Genomic DNA, 17,087 nt, shown 5'->3' on the forward strand with positions numbered 1-17,087 from the left:
AAAAGCCCCGCCCCGGGGGAGGGCTATTTTTTTTGCGGGGTTGGCGGGGGGGGGGGGCCGCCCCCCCACCCCCAGCCAAAAAGGCCCGGACTAACAACCCGGGCCATACCTAAGCTGAAGGTCAGAGCACTTCCCCCCACCCCCAGGACTACTGCCAAATACAGAGAACTTCCCCAACCTGTTAAAGTCACTTCCCAAGATGTCAAAGTAAATTCCCAGAATGTCAGAGTAAATTCCCAGAATGTCAGAGTAACTTCCCAAGGTGTCAGAGTAACTTCCCAGGGTGTCAGAGTGACTTCCCAGGGTGTCAGAGTGACTTCCCAATCTGTCAGAAAAAAGTACTTGAAAAAGGAAACAGTTTATTGAGCTTCTAGGAATAACTCCTCTTTTTCTTTTATTGCCGTATATTGCCGTAAATATTCCCCGAAAGTCTTTCGTTATCCGGCCTGTATTTTTCAGTGTTTTTTTGCTTTGATTTTTCGGATAGCAAGGGACTTGCGAGAGGAAGAAACCCGAACAAACCGGCATGTCATAATGGTTTTAGGCGGGCGGGAAAATCATGTCACAGAGCACGGCTTTTCCGGATGTAGATACAAACATACCCGGGAAGGAATGATAACTTAGGGGCAGGCTCAGAGGAAGTATAAAACCGAGCGGGGCTGAGAACTCATTCGTTTTGCGCTTATTCGAAAAAAGGAAGGGGGCTCATCATGAACCCCCACAGCTCTCCGGAACGTCCCTGTTCCGGTAATCTTTATCGGCGGCGCTTATTTCATCCATGAAAACCGCTTTGGAACGTCCCTGTTCCCTCCGCCGATATTTTCATTTTAGATGATCCTGTTTTATAAACAACCGGGGAAAAGAGGCTTCCGGATCCTGGCTTACATGATAAATCGGAGCGCTGCTGCGTAAATCCCTGTTTTAAGGGCTTCCGGAGCTTTCCGGCTTACTGCGGGCCGCTGCATTTTCCGAAAGATTACCGTAAAGATATGGCAAATGTCTCACAAGACAAGGGGAGATTCTCCAAGTTCCTTTATTACCGGGCCTAAGTTCGCAATGCGGGTGAACTTCTGCGCGGTGAGTACCGGGAAGATGGAAGGGGTGGCATCATGCTCCATTTATGATGCTTGAGCTGTCAGGAAGAACTCTTCTTTTATTGCCGTAAATATTCCCCTGAAGTCTTTCGTAATCCGGCCTTTATTTTCAGTGTTTTTTGATTTGATTTTTCGGAGATTCTGGTATTTGCGAGGATGAAGAAAACCAGACAAACAGGCATGTTATAAGGATTTCAGGCTGGCGGGGAGGATCATGTTACAGAGTGCGGCTTTTCCGGATGTAGATACAAATATACCCGGGAAGGATTGATAACTTAGGGAGGATAAAACGTGCCGTTACATGATTTGGTGAACTTGACAAACTGCTGGTAAGTTATTGTCAAACTTTGCCAAATTAACAAGACAGTTGGCAAACTGGCAAGTTTTATTGCCAAACTGTTGTCAAATTAACAAGATAGTTGGCAAACTCAGTCACATAGCACGATTTTTCCGGATGCAGATACGAGCATCCCCGGAAAGAAATGATAACTTAGGAATCTGGCGAATGACGTTACCATACCGGTTTTAAAAGCTGGTCTAAAAAACGTCAGCACAAAAACTCGTCCGTTTTGCCCATTCGAAAAAAGGAAGGGGGCTCATCATGAACCCCCACAGCGCTCCGGAACGTCCCTGTTCCGGTAATCTTTATCGGCGGCGCTTATTTCATCCATGAAAACCGCTTCGGAACGTCCCTGTTCCTTCCGCCGATATTTTCATTTTAGATGATTCCGTTTTATAAACAACCGGGGAAAAAGGGCTTTCGGCTGCCGGCTTACATGAGAAAACGGTGACCTCCCGGTTAAATGGCTGTTTTAAAGGCTTTCAAGGCTTTCCGGCTTACTTGCGCGCTGCTGTGTTTTCCGAAAATGTCCTGTCAAGATATGGCAAATGTCTCACAAGGAAAGTGAGATTTTGGATTATATTCCGGGACTGCGATTATGTTTCCCGCTTTTCGGGAGCTTTCTTTGCTTTCCCGACATGGCGCCCTGTTTCTGTTTTCCGCCGGCGCTCTTTTCATCTCTTGCCACTTTTTCTCCCCCTAGCACCCCGCAAATGTCCGGAATTTCGGAGAGGCGCGGGCAGGGGATAATGAGAATCAGCACTAAAAATGGCTGTTAAAATCGCTTATTATCCGCATTATCATATATAATCTGCCCTGATAACGATACTTTGCGGGGCCGAATCCCCGCGCGATGCCGGCGGAGACGCCGTCTTTTTTTCTTTTCGGCGAGAGTCCGGATCTGCCGGGCGTGATAAGGCATGTCCTCCGGTTTGCAATCACCACAAGCAGCGATTTTATGATGAACAGTACAGATTTCGATTACATCAAAGGATCTGAGAAACCCCGTGACACGGGATCTGTTTATCAGAGCAAAGACAGTAATAGTGCACGGCCGCAGCTTAATGTGAACGTCAGCGCCGCCTATTCTTATCTCAGCGTTCTTACCAGAGAGCAGGGGAAGCTCCCCGATGAACTGGCCAGTGCTCAGGCCACCCTGCAGCGTCATATCGCCACTCTGGCCAGCGATCCTCAGCGGGCGGAGAATGCCAATCCCGTGCCTCAGGAAAAACCGCTTCTGGAACTTGCCTCAAAAATGCTTCTGAGAAACGCGGAGCTTCAGGAACAGGTTGCCGATGCCTTTACCACCAGAATGCGCCTTGTAAAGACCTCCGAGGCTGTTGACGAGCTCAGAAGCTATGCGGGCACACTCCCCAGAATTTTTCAGGAAAGCAATGAACCCGGCCGCGCTTTGATGCGTTACCTCTGCGAGGTTATTGTCAATTATTCCACGGCTGACAACATTTCTCCGGCCACGGCCCGGCAGCTGGCCCGGCACCAGATATTCGCCCCGGACGGCGATCTCACCCCTGAGGGATCAAGAATTCTTTCCCGTCTTATGGATGCCACCATCGAATTTATCCGGGAAAATCAGCCTGATGTCATCAGCAGTCTGGGCCGGGAAGGGGTGCAGGTGGTATCTCCCTCCGACCGCAAGATTGCCATGGCGAATTTCCTGGAGCGTGCTGTAGCCAGCCTTCCTGACGATGCCATTGTTTCCCTGAGCCGGGAAGAGGATTCCGCTGAAGCCGATGAGCTCAGCAAGGAAATGGCTCAGCGGGTGCGGGGACTTATTCAGCGGGCCGCCCGCATTGCCAAGGAGGGTAATCTCCTGCCGGAAAACCAGGGGCCTTCTGCCGCGAGCTTCCGAAGAACCATGGATTTCGAGACCATGAAAGCAGAAGCGGAGGGCGCGGCCCGGGATCAGGAAAACGCCGCCCGGAACCAGGAGGTGGCCGATCTTTCCCGGAAGCTTTCCCTGGAAACCCGCGGGCTTACTCCCGGGGGCGGGACTCCTCCGGAGGAAATGCCGGCCGCCGCCGCTCCTGCCGCATCCGGCATTTCCGAAGCAGAGCCGGCCGTTCCTCAGGCTCAAACCGATGCTGTTCCCGCTTCCGCTGCGTCCGGCAAGGATCCCGGCGTGTTCCGGGAGGCGGTTACCCAGTCCCTGGCGGCAGCCATTTCTTCCGCAGGGGAGTCCGAACTCCAGCAGGCACGCAATGATGCGGTCACAGACGAGCATGGAAATATCGATCTTCTGAAGGAGTTCGAGCGCTTTAACAAGGAGGAAAATCCCGATCAGGATCAGCCTTCTCGTTTCAAAAAATCCGAGGAACTCTCCGGAGAAGCCAAAAAGATCACCCAGATCCTTTCCAATGCCGCCGCTCTGGCCAAGGGGGCCCGGCTTATCAGTGATTCCGCCTCCGGTTCTTTGCGTGATATTCCCAGGGATGTTCCCCGGAATATTCCCAATAGTGCTTTCCCTGATATTCCTGAAAATATTCCCGGCGCTGCTATTGGGGATCAGCCGGAGGATATCCCTCTTAAGAATATTCCGGCAGACGAGGAAAGCTTCGCTCCAGAGGATCTTCCTGAGGTGCGGCTCAAGCAGGATCTCAAGTCCGCAGGTTCTGAAGGCATGATGGCGCCCTCAGAAGCTCTGACCCAGGATATCCCGGCAGAGATAGCCAGAATTGCTGATAGAGTTGATGACAGAGAAGATGCCAGAATAGACGCTGGAAATCCTCCTTCAGGAGCAGTTTCTCAGAATACCGGGAACGCCGCCCCGGCTCCCCTCCCCGAAAGCTCAGTATCCGCCCCGGAGCCGATCCGGAAAACTGCCGTCCGGACTCAGACGCCGGTAGCCCCGGTTCCGGGAGCTCTGGAGTCCCGGGAGCCCGGCGTAAATCAGCTTAACGCCGTATCCCGCACGCTGGAAGCCGCTTTGGAAGGTGACCATGCTGTCCCGCCTGAGTCCCGGAATGCCGGGATGGCTCCGGAGAAGCCTGTTCCGGCCGCGGTTGAGGCGGAACCAGATTATGAGAGCGTAAAAACCGAAGCGAGAACGATTCAGAACAGCGCTCCTGTAAGCAACGATGCCGGGATGCCGTCCGGAGGGCAGCCTGTGCCAGCAGAAGAGACTGCTATTCCCGACAGCAGCGTTCCCCGGGAAGCTGCAGTTCGCGAGAAGGGCGGAAATCCCGTGACTGCGCCCGCAGGACAGCTTCCGGCCGATTCTTACCTGGATCTTTCGGAAGACAGCGACACTGCGAAGGAGTCAGGATTTCGGAATAATGCTGCAATTAATGCCGGTAAAAGCGGGGAAGAAAACCGCTATTCCGGCGTTGCTTCCGGCCCGAAGGCGGCAGAAGAGGCCTTGCTGCGGGCAACTTCGGCAGGAGATCCCGCTGATGCTCCGGATTCTGATGTCCCGGAGTCTCTTAATGCCCCCAGGTCTCAGCCTCTGTCCGGAAAAATGCCGCCGGCCTCCGGAGATCGCAACGCTGCGGCATCTTCCGTTGCTTCGGATTCCCGTCCGGTATTCCGCTCTCCGGGATCCGGTCTCATCGGAGCGGAATCCATACTCCGTGATACAGCTTCTGGAAGCGCCGAGACTTCTGAGACTCCCGCTTCGTCTGCCGGAGTTTCTGCTCAAACCTCCGCCCAAACCTCTGCTGCCTCGGATCCGGCAGCTTCCGCTGTTTCCCGGAACGGAGAAAATCCGCCGCCCCCGCCGCTTTCAGCTTTAATGCCTGAGGAGCAGATTCCCTCCGGATACGATGCCTCTCAGGAGGAAAGCTTTCAGGACGAATTCCGGCAAATTATGGATGATGCCGCAAGATTCCGGAGTCAGGAGGTGCCCGATGACTCCGACATGGCGCAGCCTGAAAGAAGCGCTCCCCTGAGACCCAAAGCCCGGGAGGCCATGGAAATTCTGGACAGGCAGATTAATTCCGGCCGGGACTCCGTTATGAAAACCCCGTCTCCCGATTCTGGTTCTGCTTCAATCACTTCCGGAACCCCGGAGGGCGCGGCAGATCCTGATATCCAGGGCCGGGCTCCGGTTTCCGATGCCGGGAGCAATGATGATGCTGCTTCCCAGCCGCGCCGGAAAATGACCGCCATTGAACAGGCCTTTGCCGAGCAGGGCATTACCGATGATCCGGAGAACTCGGTGTTTAAGAGCAGCGGGAGAGATATTCCCGAAGCGGAAGCAAGGTTTTCTGAAAGAACGGAAACTGTTCCTCCCTTTGCTCCAGCCGGAGATGCCGGTATCCGCCAGCAGGACGGCAAAGCCCGGGATCCGGATTACAGAACGGCCGCCATGGCGGTTTCGGAGCCGGAGAAGCCTGAAAAGAAGCCCGGCCTTTTCGCCCGCATGAGCCGCTTCTTCAGGAGAGGATCCAAGAGCGCGGCCGCCGGAGGACCGTCCCTGGTTAAAAGCATGGATCTCCCGGCTAACGTCAAGAACATTTCCATGGAGAGCTTTATCCGCTCCCTGAGCAGCGTTTCCGCCGATGGTCAGGTTACTCCGGAAATCAGGCAGATGGCCGCTTCCATTCATGATGCCATGATGAATCCTCTGGGAGATCTCAGGGCCGTATCCGAATGGCTGGGCTTTGTGCGCTCTCCGCTGAATGCCTCCGGCCCACGGGGCCGCGGCATGCAGCAGTGGGCTCTCATGCTGCTTTCCATAAGATTCCGGCAGCTCGGGAAGGATATTGACAAGTTTGTAAAGAGCCGGGCCGTCCGGGACATTATCAGGGGAGCTCTTTCCGGCGAGCAGAAGGATGCCTCCTGGTCTCACAACGCGCTCCGGGAGACTCTGATTCAGGTGGAGCGGATGCAGCAGCTGACCCGCGAACAGGATGCGGAGGGCATACCTTCGTACATTCCGGTGCCTCCCTCCAGCGATGAAACCCGGGAGGGCGGGGTGATGATCAGTCATCGGGATCTGCCTGACGGGGACAGGGAATGGAATTTGAATTTCTTTTTTGATCTGCCCTCTTTGGGCCCTCTGCAGATCCGTACCGGCATCAGGGTGCCAGATATCAAGATCAGCATTGTTGCGGAACGCCTGGAGGCTTTGGAAAGAGTCCGGGCGACCTCGGATGTGCTTTATCGCCGTCTGGAGGAATGCGGCTTTAAGCCGGCTCCCATCGGAGCCCGTCTCGGCACCGTTTATCCTCCGGTATCCGCCGGCGAAGGCTATGACCGCAATGATCAGGATGGTTTTTCAGTTAAGATTTAGGGAGTTTCGGAAGAGGGTATATGGAACAGGAAAAATCAGCCATCGCTCTGAAATACGATGCGGCGTCCGGAAAGGCTCCGGAGGTTTCCGCCAAGGGAACGGGCAAGGTGGCGAACGATATTGTCGCCATGGCTGAGGAAATGGGAATTTACGTGCACCGGGATCCGGTGCTTTTGAAAAATCTGGAAAATCTCAAGGAAGGGGAGACGATCCCGAAGCCCTTGTTTCTCATTATTTCGGAAATTATTGCCTACTCCTACTTTTTGCAGGGCAAAACACCGGAAATGTGGCGGGACAGTCAGGGTGTTCATGTTAATATGAAGGGGTAGCAGAGGGACAGTATCCAGTCGGGTTCTGTTTATTTTTCCAGAATGCCTTTACAGGAGTTTATATGAAAAAGCTTTTGCCGTTCCTGGCCGCATTGGCTCTGATCTCCGGTTTCAGCGCTGCCGAGGCTTCCCACTCCTCCGTCAGCATCATGTCTCCCCGAAATACGGTAAAGGTATCCCGGGATTATACCTACGGCTACCAGTATCTCCCCGGGGATGCTTTGGATGTCTACGAAACCGCCAACAGAAATATCGGCTGGAAGATCAACTATGATTATCTGGATCGGCATCTTCTGCGGCCGGTGTCGGTGGCTTACCGGGACTGGATTCCGGAGCCGGTAAGAACCTGCCTTTACAATATTCACCAGAATCTCCGGGAGGTTAATAACACGGTTAACAACGCTCTCGTGGGAGAGCTTGCCGACAGCGGCGTCAGCGTGGGACGCTTCGCGCTTAACTCCACTCTGGGAATCTGCGGCTGCATTGATGTGGCCAAGCATATCGGCTGGGACAGAAGGCGCATGACCCTGTCCACCGTTCTGGGGAGATGGGGGGTGGATCAGGGTCCCTATCTCAATATTCCGATTCTGGGCGTGGGATCCCTGAGAGGTTATATCGGAGATACCCTGGATACATTGTATTTTCCGTTCACTTATTTTCCGTGGTGGGCGGATCTGGGTTTCTGGGCTCTTAACGGCGTAGATTCCCGTTCCCGTCTCTTGGATCAGGATGACATTGTGGCCAATTCCCTGGATCCTTACATTCAGACCCGGGATTTCTATCTCATGTATCAGGAGCAGCTGGTAAACGGCAAGGCAGCTGCGGGTTCCGAGGCCGGCAAGGTTACCGAGATGACCCCGCCGGAGCTGGAAGAATACCTTAATGAGATCGATGAATAGCGGGAATGGCGCAAACCGTGTGAAAAGCAATGAACAGTTTTGACAGGACATAACAGAAATACAGGACATAGCCGGCCGCAGGGCCGGCTTTACAGCATTTCAGGATACGAGCAGGCATGGTATGACAGACAGACTTGCAGAAATAAGAGCGGAAATTGACAAGGCGGATCAGGAACTCGTGAAGATTCTGGCCCGCAGGCTGGAGCTGGTAAAGGAGGTCGGCCGGGTAAAAAGCATCACCGGCACTCCGGTGTATGCTCCCGACCGGGAAAAGAGCATGATTGCCAAAAGGCGGGCGGAAGCGGAAAAGGCCGGCATAAGTCCGGATCTTATCGAGGACGTGCTCCGGCGCTTCACCCGGGAATCCTACGGCGCCGAGGAGGCCTGCTTCAAGTGTCTCAATCCGGATCTGAAGAAAATTGTGATTATCGGCGGCCGGGGCGGCATCGGCCGGATATTCACCAGACTGTTCGAGTCCTCCGGCTATTATGTGGAAACCATGGGACACCGGGACTGGCCCCGCGCCGATGAGATCTTCCGCGATGCCGGTTTGGTCATCGTGTCGGTGCCCATCGACAAAACCCCCGAGGTCATTGATCGCCTGTCCTTCCTTGATGAAAACTGCATTCTGACGGATTTCACCTCCACCAAGACCATGCCCCTTCAGCACATGCTTAAGGTTCATCAGGGGCCGGTGGTAGGACTCCATCCCATGTTCGGACCGGATATTTCCAGCATGGCCAAGCAGGTGATTATCTGGACTCAGGGGCGGCATGACGAACGGTGTCAGTGGCTCAGGAAGCAGTTTGAGCTCTGGGGGGCTCATGTGCTGCCGATTTCCGCCGATGAGCACGACAGCTCCATGCGCTACATTCAGGCGCTCCGGCACTTTACCACCTTCACCTACGGAGTTTTTCTGGCCAAGGAGAATCCGCATTTTCCGACGCTGCTCCGGCTCTCCTCCCCCATTTACCGCATGGAGCTTATGATGGTGGGACGGCTGTTTGCTCAGGATCCCGGTCTTTATGCGGACATTATCATGTCCTCCGCTAGGAATACTTCCGTGATTGAGCGCTATGCAGAAGTGGTTAAGGAGCAGACCGAGCTTCTTAAGAATACCGACAGGGAGGAATTCATCCGGCGTTTCTGCCAGGGCCGGGATTACTTCGGCGAGTATGCGGAAAAGTTCCTTCGTGAATGCGGAGATCTGATAGCCAAGATGCATGACGCCAAGGTGCCCGAGGAGGAGGGGCTTTCCGGAGAGTCTGCGGCATCTGAATCTCAGTAATTCCGCAGCTTTGCATTCTCGGCTGCTGTGCTTTGCTGAACAAATTTGTTACTTAGGTACATCCTTTGCATGCGGGGTGTTGCTAAGCGCAGCCATCCCCGGGAGGATGTTTCCGCTGGCATGGAACACAATCAATTAGCTCGTCTTCTCGTTGTTCAGGCTTTAAACCAGACTTATAACCATCAGCGGAGTTAGTTTCTGCTTCGGCACAAAACAGCATTCCGCTCTCAGCACTTTTGCCCCCCTTCTTATCTCGCTTTTTAACCAAGTAATTGCAATTATCTGCGTTGCTATATGTGGTATGATTGCATCATTTCATTATGCTATTAATCCCTGAGATACACCATGGTATTGTGGTATGCCTAAATATGTAGAACCTCTTAAATTAAATGAAATAGATGCTATTAAGCTTGCAGGCATCGCTTCCGGAGTCATTCCTGCCGGAGAAGATGTCAAAAAACGCGCCGGCGTGGTACTTGAACTCTCTAAGGGCACGATGATCAAGGATGCTGCCGGCAAGTTCGGGATGCGGGAGAACACCGTTACTGAAATCCGCAGAAGATTCCTGAAAAACGGCATGGCAAGTCTTGCAATTGCGCCAAAATCAGGACGGCCGGTAAAAGGGCTTTCCGCTGCGGATCTTGAAAAGCAGCTGGACGCTTTTATGGCATCGTTTAAGCGCGACAACAGCAGGCTCCCGACAGTCATGGAGGTTTCCCAAGGGCTTAACGCTTCTCTTCCTGTCGTCAGAGAAGCAATGAAGGCCAGAAATCTGATACCGGAACGCCAGCATTCATGGGAGATTGCGCTGCCGGGAAATACCGAACCCCGGGTTATTGATTTGGCAGGCATGTATCTCTCGGGAGTGCAGCAGATTCTCGCTGTGAAGGTAACAGATGTCCAGGTTAAGCGCAGTTCTAAGACCGGAAACGTAATGATAACCGGCAGCAGGAGCTTTGCAGATTCCTGCAAAAACACCGACATGTCTGTTCATCATTACGAACAGCTTGCCGCTTTGCTGGAAGCCTTCATTGCGGCAAATCCCAAAAACAGAAAGCGCAGCATGACCGGCACAGAATTTATCAGAGCCGTTACAGAAGCAAACGGCGCTGGCGAGAAGCCTGCATACCATCTGCTTGTACATGGTTCTCAGGTTGCGGAAAAGAAAGGCACCATGCTTACCTCAGCTGTTCTCGTAACCTGCGCTGACTCATCGGCATGGCTTCTGAAAACAAAATGCCTTCTTGACCTTCTGCGTGCCGAGTCTGGCAGTGCCAGACATTCTGCCAGAATAATCAGCGCTTTAGAGGGATACCTTAGCAGCGCTGATGAGGATGCGGAACCCTTTATTTGGATGAAAAAATCTTCCCGGGAACCTGAACTGAAAGCTGAACCGGCATCTGATGCTGAATCACAGAGCTTCGCTCCCGGAACCGTGATGGCGGAAGTAAAGATCATGGGAGATGACGGGCAGTGGATCTCCTGTAAAGCCATGCAGGAAACAGGTTTACGGCAGAAGGATCTGAATCCGCATTCTTTGGATTCATACCTCAAAGCCGTTGCTATCATTGAGCAGTCTATAGCAAACACCAGCCGGGCAGCGGCAAGGATTGCCAATGAGAAGTACCTGAATGAAACCGTTAATATAAACAGCAAAACTTAAAGCCGAGTCTGAGGCCGGTCTTTTCATATTGTGATAGTGATCGGATTTTGATAGAATTTCGCAGTTTTTACCTATTTTAATAAAGCAAGGGAGTTTTACGGATATGGCTGGAAAGGGCGTGATGCTTGCCGCAGTGGGCGGCGCAGTGCTGGTTACCGCCGGTGTGGCTGCTTATCCTGCAATGGTCTGGCTTGGCAACAAGATGTATGACCAGAATGTGGAAAATTTCACCAAAGGGTCTCCTGTGGTGTATAACGAAACGGAAAAGAACTTTTCTTCAAGAACCGGCACCTGGAAGCTGGATACGCCGCTGGGAGAGATGGTTTTCAAATCAGAAACCAAATTCGGCATGACCGGAGCTGAAACCCTGATTGTGCCTGATTATGAGTCCGCAGGCTTCAAGGCCATATTTAAAGAGCTGTCAGTTAAGGAATACCCCAAGGCTGAAATGCATATGGGTTACTCCATTACCAAGCAGTCTTTCACCTCCGATGGCTTTGTGGAGCCTTTCAAGATCTCAAATGAGCAGGTTTCCTGCGATTTTGCCGGAGTGAAGTTTGAGAGTGCCGTTGCTCAGAATGTGAACGTGAATGCCACCGGAGCCGAGGTTGTTAAAAGCTTCAGAAGCAATTCCGGCAAGTCCTCCGGCAACGTTTCCGTTCCGGGGGTTTCCTGCGTCGGAACTTCTGACGGGGTTTCCGTAAAGCTGGAAAATCTGACCTTCAAAATCGAATCCGTGGAATCCTATCCTTCCATGTACGATTTCCGGGTAGCCTCCTTCCAGCTCTCTGATGACAAGAATAAGAAGATAGCCGTGAAGAATTTAACCTTCGGCCAGACTGCCGAGGCCGGGAGCGGCGTCTTTAACTTTAAGAGCGCCTTATATGCCGATGAACTGGTATTCCCCAACGATATGACCGGCGGCAGCGTTGAGCTCGGCAGAACCGGCATGGATGTGAGGATGGTGGAGGTCAAGGATGCTGATTTTGCCAGCATTGTTGATTTTTACCGCGATATGGCTCTGGGCGAATTTGCAGACAGCACCAGCGATGCGGACATTATGGCAAGCCCGATAGCTCAGGTGCCTATGGATATCAGAATCCAGGAGCTGACCTCAAAGTCCGCTAACGGCGGCAGCTTTGATGCCAAGGGCAGCGCGCAGTTTGTGATCAAGGATATTATGAATGGCCGTGCCGCCATTGATCTTAATTTCACCAAGTCCTATGCCGATGCCGTAGGCGCAGGTGACATTGCTGATTCCGGCGTTGCCATGGGATTCCTGAAGAAGGACGGCGACAAGTATGGTTCCAATGTTTCCTTTGAGAATCATCACCTCTCCGTTAACGGAAAACCGCTGTTTTAAGGTCTGATTTCCGGATCTCCGGAAGGGGAGCGGAAGAATAAGCATAACAAAAGAGGAATCACGCTTTGGCATGGTTCCTTTTTTGTTTTCAGGAAGATCGGCCGGAAAAATCAATCCTGTCAGTCATCATCATCCTGCCATTCCCGTTTCTTTTTCTCAAGAGGTTCCTTGGGTGAGAGTCGTTTCAGAACCTTGTAACTGGAATAAGCGGTTCCGGCAAGGATCAATGCTACTAAAAGCAGAATAAGCAGAAATTTCATAGGCTGGCCTCATTTTTGGAAGCTCTCTTTACGGCTCCTCCGGCTCCAGGATCTTCTGGGGCTGTTTTCGGAGATATCCCACATTAAAGCACGGGGAAAGATAAAACAGCGCGGCCGATCCCAGAGAAAGCACCATGATGGCAGTGGCCAGCCATTTTAAAGAATGGCGGTCAAAGGATTCCTCGATGATGAAGGGTACCACGATGAGCAGGGTTACCAGCACCGCTGTTTTGGCGTACCACAGAAAAGCATAGTTCGGGGAAAAATTTTTAACCATGCTTTTGGAGATGCTGAAGGAAAAGCTGTCCGGATCTGCGGGGAGCCCGGAGCTTTCTTCGGAAGATAGCTGCGGGGATGCCCCGGCTGCTTCGGGATTGCTGTACGGGGATCTTTGGGCAGCGCTGCTTAGCTGAGCCAGCGCCGGCACGGCGGAGCAGATGAAAAACGGTTTGTGACTTACTCTGCTTATGACAATGTTCACCTTCAGAAGCACGGCGGCATTGCCTCCGATGCTCTTTACCGTTTTGGCGAGAAGCTTAAGGGCCTCTTCTTCGGTGGAGGCTTCGCCATAGGCCCGGTAGCTTTTTACGGTCTTCAGAACCTTAATATCCCGGGGGCTTTTGTCGCGGTACATGGTTATGCCGTCAGAAACCCGGGACTTTTTTGCTTCAGTGATGCGGTTTACCGTTACATAGGAGCGAAAAAAACGGCGCTGATGGGGATCCGCGGTGTTCTTTTCAGAAAACTCCACCTCGTCTCCGATCTGAAAATCCAGCTTTTCGTAATCAGCTTCCGTGAAGTAGTAGATACTGCCGTTAAACCCGTAGATTTTTCCGTCCCTTCCGAAAGAGGCGCGGGATTTCCGGGAGGCTCCGGCAGACGGCGCGCGAACAATCAGTCCCAGCATAGCGGTTCCTGCATTTTCAGCTTTTTCAGCATAGTAGTTTTTAATCCCCGGTTATTATTATGGACATTATCATATCTCATTTGTCTTGAGATTTGAAATTTGCGGATTATGATTTGTTGAGGATTTGCTATGTTTCACTGTGATACCGGAGGCTGGGATGACGAAAAAATTATTTATCACCGGGACTGATACCGATGCCGGCAAGACCTTTTGCGCCTGCGCTCTGGAGGTGGCTCTTAGGGAAAGGGGGTATTCCGTGCGGCCGTTTAAGCCCGTCGTTGCCGGGCTGGAGCCGGACGGCAGAAGTCTCGATCTTTGTCTGCATCTCATGGCCTCGGGGCTGCGGGAACCGGAAAGCGCCATTTCTGCCTGCATCTATGAGGAACCGGTGGCTCCCCATATTGCCGCAATGAAAACCGGACGGGAAATAACCTACGCGGCTCTGGATCAGGGACTCCGGAGAGCTCTTTCCGGAAATCCCGATTATCTTATCACCGAAGGGGCGGGCGGCTGGCTTCTTCCCATAGGGGGCGGCCGGACGCTGCCGGACTGGCCGGGCCTTAAAGATATGGCGGTCATAATCGTGGTAGGCATGAAGCTGGGCTGCCTTAATCATGCGCTCTTGACCCGGGAGGCGGTAATAAGCCGGGGTTTTCGGATTGCGGGTTTTATGGCTCACAGCGCCTCTCCGGATCTTCAGCCTTATTATCAGGAAAACCTGGCCACCCTCCGGGAGATGATGAAAATGCCGTTTCTGGGGGATATCCGTTACGAACCTCAGGGGAATTTCACAGAAGCGAGTGCGGATCTTAATTTGGATCCGCTCCTTCATTTATAATCTTGTCAGGATGACAACTAATTCGGGAGAAAACGTTCATGGTCAGGTTTTTAGCTTACATCGGCACACTGGTGTGCGTCATGCTGATCGTTGCCGTGGTAATAAGTATCATAGAGGCGCTCCTGGGCCTTGAGCCCGGGGAGACGGATCTGCCCTTACTGGTGGGGCTGTCTCTGGTTTACGGTATGACCAGCTCGCTGGTAAGTTTGTTTTTGTCCAAGTGGCTCATAAAAAAGAGCTACAATCTGACGCCGATTACCAATCCCCGGGATGATGTGGAAAGATGGCTTCTGGATACGGTAACCCGGCTGGCTCAGATGAAGCATATCGGCATGCCGGAAGTTTGCATTTATCAGTCCAATGACATGAACGCCTTTGCCACGGGCTGGAATAAAAACCATGCTCTGGTGGCGGTAAGCTCGGCCCTTCTCAGAAATATGTCCGAGGACGAGGCGGAGGCCGTGCTGGGGCATGAGCTCTCCCATGTGGAGAACGGCGATATGGTTACCATGTGCCTGATTCAGGGCATCATGAACGCGTTTGTTTACTTTATTGCCTTCATTGTGGCGCGGGCGATTGCCTCCCGTCTCGGCAAAGGGGCGTACTATCTGGTGTTCCATCTGGTGCGGAGTATCGTATTGGCAACTCTGGGCTTCCTGGGACAGTTTGTAGTGCTGACGTTTTCCCGCTGGCGGGAATTCCGGGCAGATGCGGGGTCGGCGGATATTCTGGGAGCCGAACCCATGATCAAGGCTCTGGAAACCCTGAAGGCCGGCTATGCCGTGGACAGACAGAACGTGATTGATAACCGGGATCCTGTCAGTAACTCGAATACCAGCATGCTGTGCATCAGCGACCGGGAAATGGCGGGGATTTTCGGGGACTGGAGCAGAAGCCATCCCAGTCTGCAGAAGAGAATTGAGGTTCTTAAGGAAAGGAGCCGCTGAAGGGCTTAGTACTGGCTGAATGGCGGCTGAGCAATCAGCAGTCCCGGAAAGAGAAAGGCAGGGCGTTCCCCTGCTTTTTTTGCGCCCGCCGGAAGCAATACGCGGGAGCATGATGAAGGAGGTGTGGACAGACTGGAAAGCGCCAGTTCGTTTGGCTTTAATGGAAAGAGCGGCTGTCTGGTATTTCCTGTTATCTGGTTTTTACGAAACCTGTGTATCCCGCGGGAGGGAGCAGGGAAACAGCGGGGAAGGAAAGAGAGCGCGAGTGACTGAGGAAGGGGGAGAGTACGAGTGGCCCCATAAAAAAACCCGGAAGCAAATTCCGGGTCTTCTTTTCCTTGTAAGGATTAAGCTATCAGCTCAAGGAACTGTTAGCCGTTAACCTTCTTCATGTGAGCAATGAGTTCGAGTACCTTGTTGGAGTAGCCGATTTCGTTGTCATACCAGGAAACAACCTTAACAAAGGTGTCGGTCAGAGCAATACCAGCCTTGGCATCGAAGATGGAGGTGTTGGTGTCGCCCAGGAAGTCAGAAGATACAACTGCTTCATCGGTGTAGCCGAGAACACCCTTGAGCTCGCCCTCAGAAGCTGCCTTCATGGCGTCGCAGATTTGCTGATAGGTAGCCGGGGTCTTGAGGTTTACAGTAAGGTCAACTACAGAAACGTCAAGGGTAGGAACGCGCATGGACATGCCGGTGAGCTTGCCGTTGAGCTCAGGAATAACCTTGCCTACAGCCTTGGCAGCGCCGGTGGAGGAAGGAATGATGTTGCCAGCTGCTGCACGGCCGCCGCGCCAGTCCTTGAGAGAAGGACCGTCAACGGTCTTCTGGGTGGCGGTGGTGGAGTGAACAGTGGTCATAAGGCCGTCGGCGATGCCGAACTTGTCGTTAAGAACCTTGGCGATAGGAGCAAGACAGTTGGTGGTGCAGGAAGCATTGGAAACAAACTGGGTGCCCTTTTCATACTTGTCGAAGTTTACGCCGCAAACGAACATCGGGGTGTCGTCCTTGGAAGGAGCGGACATAACAACGTACTTAGCGCCGGCATCAATGTGAGCCTGAGCCTTTTCCTTGGTGAGGAAGAGACCGGTGGATTCAACTACGTATTCAGCGCCTACTTCATCCCACTTGAGTTCAGCAGGGTTCTTTACAGCGGTAACGCGGATGCGGCGGCCGTCAACGATAAGCTGGCTGTTTTCAACGTCAGCGGAAACTTCGTGATTGAACTTGCCGTGCATGGTGTCGAACTTGAGCATGTAAGCAAGATAGTCAACCGGGCAGAGGTCGTTGATGCCTACAACTTCGATGTCGTCGCGGTTTTCAACGGAAGCGCGGAAAACAAAACGGCCGATGCGGCCGAAACCATTAATACCAACTTTGATCTTATCAACCATAATTATTACCTAAACACTTAATGACTAAGCAGTTACTAGAATTTCACCAAGTCATAATTTACATAAAATCACGGGGTGATGCAAGCTGTTTTATCATCATTTGCTGCGGCATGACGCTGATCGCCGAAAATACGGTATCCTGAAGGAAACTGCTAATCCGGGAATACTGCGGGCCGGAGAACAGCATTCGGAGGCGGGATGCGGGGCTTGCAGAGCAAAGGAGTCCGTAAAAATAGTTCGCGGCCAAGTACGAACAAGGGGCGGATACGCTTTTCCGGGAATGGCGCCACGGCAGTCATCCTTTCGTCAGAGAGCGTCCTTCGTTTCCGGAGTGATTTTAATGAAGGAATGATAATGCGACTTTTTTGTATGGGCAGCGATTGTCAGCGCAGTTCAAAATTATGCGTATAGTTAATCGTGATGATGCCGCTCCGGCTGAATGGGGTTCTTACCGTCATATTTTGTCTACTGATGCTAACTTCGGTAATGATAATTTTTAAGAGAAAAGATTTTC

At 52.6% G+C, this 17,087-nt stretch carries 11 protein-coding genes; 8 read left to right on the plus strand and 3 right to left on the minus strand.

Features of this window, described 5'->3' with window-relative positions:
• The first annotated feature begins 2,392 nt into the window (after positions 1 to 2,392).
• From ACJROR_RS05375 to ACJROR_RS05400, 6 genes are all read left to right on the plus strand, one after another.
• The gene (locus tag ACJROR_RS05375) at positions 2,393 to 6,685 is read left to right on the plus strand and encodes a hypothetical protein (RefSeq protein ID WP_406546195.1); all 4,293 of its coding nucleotides are present in this window, start codon (positions 2,393 to 2,395) and stop codon (positions 6,683 to 6,685) included.
• Between the two features lie 20 nt (positions 6,686 to 6,705).
• Complete coding sequence (locus ACJROR_RS05380) at positions 6,706 to 7,014, plus strand: EscU/YscU/HrcU family type III secretion system export apparatus switch protein (RefSeq protein WP_406042191.1); 309 nt, start codon at positions 6,706 to 6,708, stop codon at positions 7,012 to 7,014.
• Positions 7,015 to 7,076: 62 nt separating this feature from the next.
• Positions 7,077 to 7,913 (plus strand): VacJ family lipoprotein, encoded by an 837-nt coding sequence (locus ACJROR_RS05385; RefSeq protein WP_406546196.1) that lies wholly within the window; start codon positions 7,077 to 7,079, stop codon positions 7,911 to 7,913.
• Positions 7,914 to 8,034: 121 nt separating this feature from the next.
• The gene (tyrA, locus tag ACJROR_RS05390; protein ID WP_406546197.1) at positions 8,035 to 9,201 is read left to right on the plus strand and encodes a bifunctional chorismate mutase/prephenate dehydrogenase; all 1,167 of its coding nucleotides are present in this window, start codon (positions 8,035 to 8,037) and stop codon (positions 9,199 to 9,201) included.
• Positions 9,202 to 9,559: 358 nt separating this feature from the next.
• Positions 9,560 to 10,864, plus strand: coding sequence for a transposase (locus tag ACJROR_RS05395; RefSeq protein WP_406546198.1), 1,305 nt, complete (start codon positions 9,560 to 9,562; stop codon positions 10,862 to 10,864).
• 103 nt (positions 10,865 to 10,967) lie between these two features.
• Positions 10,968 to 12,227, plus strand: a complete 1,260-nt coding sequence (locus ACJROR_RS05400) for a hypothetical protein (RefSeq protein ID WP_406546199.1) — start codon at positions 10,968 to 10,970, stop codon at positions 12,225 to 12,227.
• A gap of 119 nt (positions 12,228 to 12,346) precedes the next feature.
• On the opposite strand, the gene ACJROR_RS05405 is transcribed toward ACJROR_RS05400, so the two are convergent.
• Both ACJROR_RS05405 and ACJROR_RS05410 read right to left on the minus strand, forming a co-directional pair.
• Positions 12,347 to 12,487, minus strand: coding sequence for a hypothetical protein (locus ACJROR_RS05405; RefSeq protein WP_406546200.1), 141 nt, complete (start codon positions 12,485 to 12,487; stop codon positions 12,347 to 12,349).
• Between the two features lie 28 nt (positions 12,488 to 12,515).
• The gene (locus ACJROR_RS05410) at positions 12,516 to 13,394 is read right to left on the minus strand and encodes a hypothetical protein (protein WP_406546201.1); all 879 of its coding nucleotides are present in this window, start codon (positions 13,392 to 13,394) and stop codon (positions 12,516 to 12,518) included.
• Between the two features lie 157 nt (positions 13,395 to 13,551).
• On the opposite strand from ACJROR_RS05410, the gene bioD reads away from it, so the two are divergent.
• Complete coding sequence (gene bioD / locus ACJROR_RS05415; protein ID WP_406546202.1) at positions 13,552 to 14,232, plus strand: dethiobiotin synthase; 681 nt, start codon at positions 13,552 to 13,554, stop codon at positions 14,230 to 14,232.
• Between the two features lie 38 nt (positions 14,233 to 14,270).
• On the plus strand, positions 14,271 to 15,179 hold the full coding sequence (gene htpX, locus ACJROR_RS05420; RefSeq protein ID WP_406041067.1) for a protease HtpX: 909 nt from the start codon (positions 14,271 to 14,273) through the stop codon (positions 15,177 to 15,179).
• 371 nt (positions 15,180 to 15,550) lie between these two features.
• On the opposite strand, the gene gap is transcribed toward htpX, so the two are convergent.
• Positions 15,551 to 16,573, minus strand: a complete 1,023-nt coding sequence (gene gap / locus ACJROR_RS05425; RefSeq protein WP_406041069.1) for a type I glyceraldehyde-3-phosphate dehydrogenase — start codon at positions 16,571 to 16,573, stop codon at positions 15,551 to 15,553.
• Positions 16,574 to 17,087 lie beyond the last annotated feature (514 nt).

The organism is Succinimonas sp., assembly GCF_045225735.1.
Lineage (GTDB): Bacteria > Pseudomonadota > Gammaproteobacteria > Enterobacterales > Succinivibrionaceae > Succinimonas.